Genomic DNA, 4584 nt, shown 5'->3' on the forward strand with positions numbered 1-4584 from the left:
GCCCGTGCAGGCGACGGCCCCGGCCGCCGCGGCGCCCGTGACCATCCGCGTCGATCTGGAGCGGGTGGATCGCCTGATCAATGCGGTCGGGGAGCTGGTCATCCAGCAGGCCATGCTGGCCCAGCGCGTGACCGAGAGCGGCCTGGCCCGTTCGTCCGACATCGGCCTGGGTCTGGAAGACCTGGAACTGCTGACGCGCGAGATTCAGGACAGCGTCATGGCCATCCGCGCCCAGCCGGTGAAGTCGGTGTTCCAGCGTATGCCGCGCCTGGTGCGCGAGGCGGCCGAGGCCACCGGCAAGAAGGTCAAGCTGGTCACGTCCGGCGAGGACACCGAGGTCGACAAGACCGTGGTCGAACGCCTGGCCGAGCCGATCACCCACATGCTGCGCAACGCCATCGATCACGGGCTGGAAAACCCCGAGGACCGTCTGGCGGCGGGCAAGCCGGCCGAGGGCACGGTGCGTTTGGCGGCCCTGCATCGCTCGGGCCGGATCGTCATCGAGATTTCCGACGACGGCAAGGGCATCAATCGTCCGCGCGTGAAGGGCATCGCCGTCGAGCGCGGCCTGATCGCCGAGGATGCGGTGCTGACCGACGACGAGATCGACAACCTGATCTTCCTGCCCGGCTTCTCGACCGCGACCGAGGTGTCGGACCTGTCGGGCCGCGGCGTCGGCATGGACGTGGTGCGGCGCTCGATCCAGTCGCTGGGAGGACGCATCTCCATCAGCTCGATTCCCGGCAAGGGCTCGACCTTCACCCTCAGCCTGCCGCTGACGCTGGCGGTGCTGGACGGCATGGTGGTCGGGGCCGCCGAACAGACCCTGGTCGCGCCGCTCGCCGCCATCGTCGAGAGCCTGACGCCGAACGAGGGCGACATCCACTACGTCGGCGGCGTTGATCCCGTGCTGCGTTTCCGTGAGGCCTTCGTGCCCTTGGTGGATGTCGGCCTGGTCATGGGCTTCCGCGACACCCCGACCGAGCTGAAGGGCGGGGTGGTGATGATCGTCGAGACCGAAAGCCGCCAGCGCGCGGCCCTGCTGGTCGACGCCATCCACGGCCAGCGCCAGGTCGTCATCAAGAGCCTGGAAACCCACTATCGCCACGTCGAGGGCGTGGCCGCCGCCACCATTCTGGGCGACGGCCGCGTGGCCCTGATCCTCGACATCGACGCCCTTGTGACCGCCAAGCGTTCCCGAACCCCGTCGCGTTCCGACCTGCAAATGGCGAGCTGAGACCATGACCCCGACTGAACAACAGACCCTGACCCCGAACGTCGCCGGGACCGACCGCGAACTGATCGCCTTCCGCATCGGCGAGCAGGAATTCTGCGTCGACATCATGAGCGTGCGCGAGATCCGCGGCTGGACCCCGGCTACGCCCCTGCCGCGCTCGCCCGCCTATATGAAGGGCGTCATCAACCTGCGCGGCGTGGTGCTGCCGATCATCGACCTGGGCGCGCGTTTCGGCCTGGCCACGAACGAGCCGACCGAGCGCCACGTCATCATGGTGGCCCATGTCGGTTCGCGCCTGGTCGGCCTGCTGGTCGATGCCGTGTCGGACATCGTGCAACTGTCGGACGCAGCCATCCAGCCGACGCCGGACGTGGCCAGCGACCAGGTGAAGTCCTTCGTGAAGGGCATCTTCGCCGTCGAAGGCGGCCGCATGATCAGCCTGATCGACCTGGACCACGTCCTGCCGGAAAGCGAGGCTGCAGCGGCATGACGACCGTCGCCGGGCGGGAGGCTCTGGTCGAAGGCGAGTTCGTCTTCACGGCCGAGGACTTCCGCCACATCGCCCAGACCCTGCACGCCCACGCAGGCATCGCCCTCAGCGAAGGCAAGGCCGCGCTGGTCTATTCGCGCCTGGCCAAGCGGTTGCGCGTGCTGGGACTGCGCAGCTTCCGCGACTACTGCGCCCTGATCGACGGGGTGGAGGGCGTGGACGAGCGTCAGGCGATGATGGCGGCCCTGACCACCAACGTCACCCGCTTCTACCGCGAGCCGCACCACTTCGATCACCTGCGCGACAAGGTGATGCCGGAACTGGCCGCCAAGGCGCGGGCGGGCGGGCGCGTGCGCCTGTGGTCCGCCGCCTGTTCGAACGGGCAGGAGCCGTATTCCATGGCGATGACGGTGCTGGACGTTCTGCCGGAAGCCGCCGAACTGGACGTGCGCATCCTGGCCACCGACATCGACCCCAACATGGTCGCCGAGGGCGCGGCGGGCGTCTATTCCGACGACCTTCTGGCCCCTGTCCCGGCCGCATCGCGCAAGCATTTCGCACCCGTTGCAGGCGCCCCCGGCCGGTTCAGCGCCGACGCCACGCTGCGCCGTCTGGTGACGTTCAAAGAGCTGAACCTGATCGGCGACTGGCCGATGCGCGGCCGCTTCGACGTCATCTTCTGCCGCAACGTGGTCATCTATTTCGACGACGCGACCCAGGAACGGGTCTGGGGCCGCTTCACGCCGATCCTGAACCCCGGCGGCGTCCTCTACATCGGCCATTCGGAGCGGGTGACAGGCCCGGCGGCCCATCTGCTGCAACCCGCAGGACTGACCACCTACGTCAAGGGAGCGGGGGCATGAGCGCGGTCTCGGTCCTGGTGGTGGACGACAGCGCCACCATGCGCAGCCTGATCAGCGCCGTCCTGCGCCGCGATCCGGAGATCAACGTGGTCGGCACGGCCGCCGATCCGCTGGAGGCGCGCACGAAGATCAAGGAGCTGAACCCCGACGTCATCACCCTGGACGTCGAGATGCCCAATATGAACGGGCTGGAGTTCCTGGAGAAGATCATGCGGCTGCGGCCCATGCCGGTGGTCATGGTCTCGACCCTGACGCAGGCGGGGACCGACGTGACACTGGCCGCGCTGGAGGTCGGGGCGGTCGACGCCGTGGCCAAGCCCGCGCCGGGCGTGCCCGCCGCCGAGGCCTTCGGCGATCTGGCCGAGAAGGTGAAGATCGCCGCGCGGTCTCGCGTTCGTCCGCTGGAGGATCGCGCGGTCCGGGGGCACGAGGGCGTCTATCACGCCGACCCCAACCATGTGCTGGCGATCGGATCGTCCCAGCACATGCCCGCCAGCTTCACCAAGAGCTTCGCCGCCCGTCTGAACAAGGTCTCGGCCGCCACGGTCAGCGAGGCCGAGGACGGCGCGCCGCTGAAGCCGGGCCATGTCTACATCGCGCCGGGCGGCGAGGCTCATCTGGCCGTCTCGGGCGGGCGTTGCCGCCTGATCGCCGCCGATCCGGTCAACGGCCACCGCCCTTCGGTCGACGTGCTGTTCGGCTCGGTCGCCCAACTGGGTCGCCCGATGACGGGCGTCATCCTGACCGGCATGGGCAAGGACGGGGCCAAGGGCCTGCTGGCCATGCGCCAGGCCGGCGCTCGCACCCTGGGGCAGGATGAGGCGTCCTGCGTCGTTTACGGCATGCCGCGCGCCGCCTTTGAGCTGGGCGCCGTCGAGCGCCAGCTGCCCCTGTCCCGCATGGCCCCGGCCATTCTCGAATCCTGCGCCGCCCGTTCGGCCGCGCCTCAGTCTGTCGCGTAAGGACGTTCATGCCCGCCGCTTCCGCCATTCGCACCCTTGTCGTCGATGATCAGCTGACGATGCGCTCACTTGTCCGCGCCAGTCTGCAGCAGATCGGGGTGCGCGAAATCGAGGAGGCGCCCGACGGCGAGGCGGCCCTGCGCTCCCTGCTGGTGCAGCCGGTCCACCTGGTGATCTCGGACTTCAACATGCCGAACCTGGACGGGCTCAGCCTGCTGCGGGCCATCCGGGCGCACCCTCCGATCTCCAAGACGGCCTTCATCATGCTGACCGGCCGGGCTGACCGCGAGCTGGTCCAGCGCGCCGTGCAGTTCGGCGTGAACAACTATCTGGTCAAACCGTTCACCACCGCCCAGCTGAAAGAAAAGCTGGAAGCGGTCTTCGGCACGCTGACGTGATCGGCGCGGCCGCTCAGCAGCCGGTCGAGCGGCGTCTGCACGTGGGGCAGGGCGATCACTGTGTGTCGTCCGATCCCGACGTCGTGCTGACGACGGTTCTGGGCAGCTGCGTGGCCTTGTGCCTGCGCGATCCGGCGGCCGGGGTGGGCGGCATGAACCACTTCCTGCTACCCGAGGGTTCGGGGGCGGGAACGGACGCCAGCCGCCGCTACGGCGCCTATCTGATGGAAGTGCTGATCAACGACGTGCTGAAGGCGGGCGGGCGACGCGACCGGCTGGAGGCCAAGCTGTTCGGCGGCGGCCGCATGTTCGACAGTCTCAGCGACGTGGGCGCCGCCAACGCCGACTTCGCCGAGAAATTCCTGGCCGACGAGGGCATCCCCGTCGTCAGCCGTAGCCTGAGAGGCGCGGGCGGGCGCCGCATACACTATTGGCCGGTCAGCGGTCGGGCGCGTCAGCGCGTGGTGACGGACGGCGCGACCCTGCCGCCCGCGACACCGCCGCCGCCGTCCGTCGCGACCGGCGATCTGGAGCTCTTCTGACATGGGCGAGAACGACAACCGCGACCTGTTGGCCGCCATGGCGGCGGAGCTGGCCGACATCCGCGCCGAGATCGAGGCGGCGGGCGGCCTGG

6 protein-coding genes are annotated in these 4584 nt (G+C 69.1%); all 6 read left to right on the forward strand.

The features are described 5' to 3' along the window. On the forward strand, positions 1-1237 hold a 1237-nt coding region (locus tag RT567_RS13750), incomplete at its 5' end, for a chemotaxis protein CheA (RefSeq protein ID WP_313576849.1). 4 nt (positions 1238-1241) lie between these two features. After that, complete coding sequence (locus tag RT567_RS13755) at positions 1242-1727, forward strand: chemotaxis protein CheW (RefSeq protein WP_200168005.1); 486 nt, start codon at positions 1242-1244, stop codon at positions 1725-1727. Next, complete coding sequence (locus RT567_RS13760) at positions 1724-2590, forward strand: protein-glutamate O-methyltransferase (protein ID WP_313576850.1); 867 nt, start codon at positions 1724-1726, stop codon at positions 2588-2590. Before RT567_RS13755 ends, RT567_RS13760 begins: the two co-directional genes overlap by 4 nt. After that, entirely contained in the window at positions 2587-3552 is a 966-nt protein-coding gene (locus RT567_RS13765; protein WP_313576851.1) for a chemotaxis response regulator protein-glutamate methylesterase, read from the forward strand. The genes RT567_RS13760 and RT567_RS13765 overlap by 4 nt, the downstream gene beginning before the upstream one ends. Positions 3553-3560: 8 nt before the next feature. Then, positions 3561-3950 carry a response regulator gene (locus tag RT567_RS13770; RefSeq protein WP_313576852.1) on the forward strand — a complete coding sequence of 130 codons (390 nt, stop codon included), beginning with the start codon at positions 3561-3563 and terminating at the stop codon, positions 3948-3950. Continuing rightward, complete coding sequence (locus RT567_RS13775; protein WP_313576853.1) at positions 3947-4492, forward strand: chemotaxis protein CheD; 546 nt, start codon at positions 3947-3949, stop codon at positions 4490-4492. The genes RT567_RS13770 and RT567_RS13775 overlap by 4 nt, the downstream gene beginning before the upstream one ends. Positions 4493-4584: the final 92 nt, after the last annotated feature.

Source organism: Brevundimonas sp., assembly GCF_032107865.1.
GTDB lineage: Bacteria > Pseudomonadota > Alphaproteobacteria > Caulobacterales > Caulobacteraceae > Brevundimonas.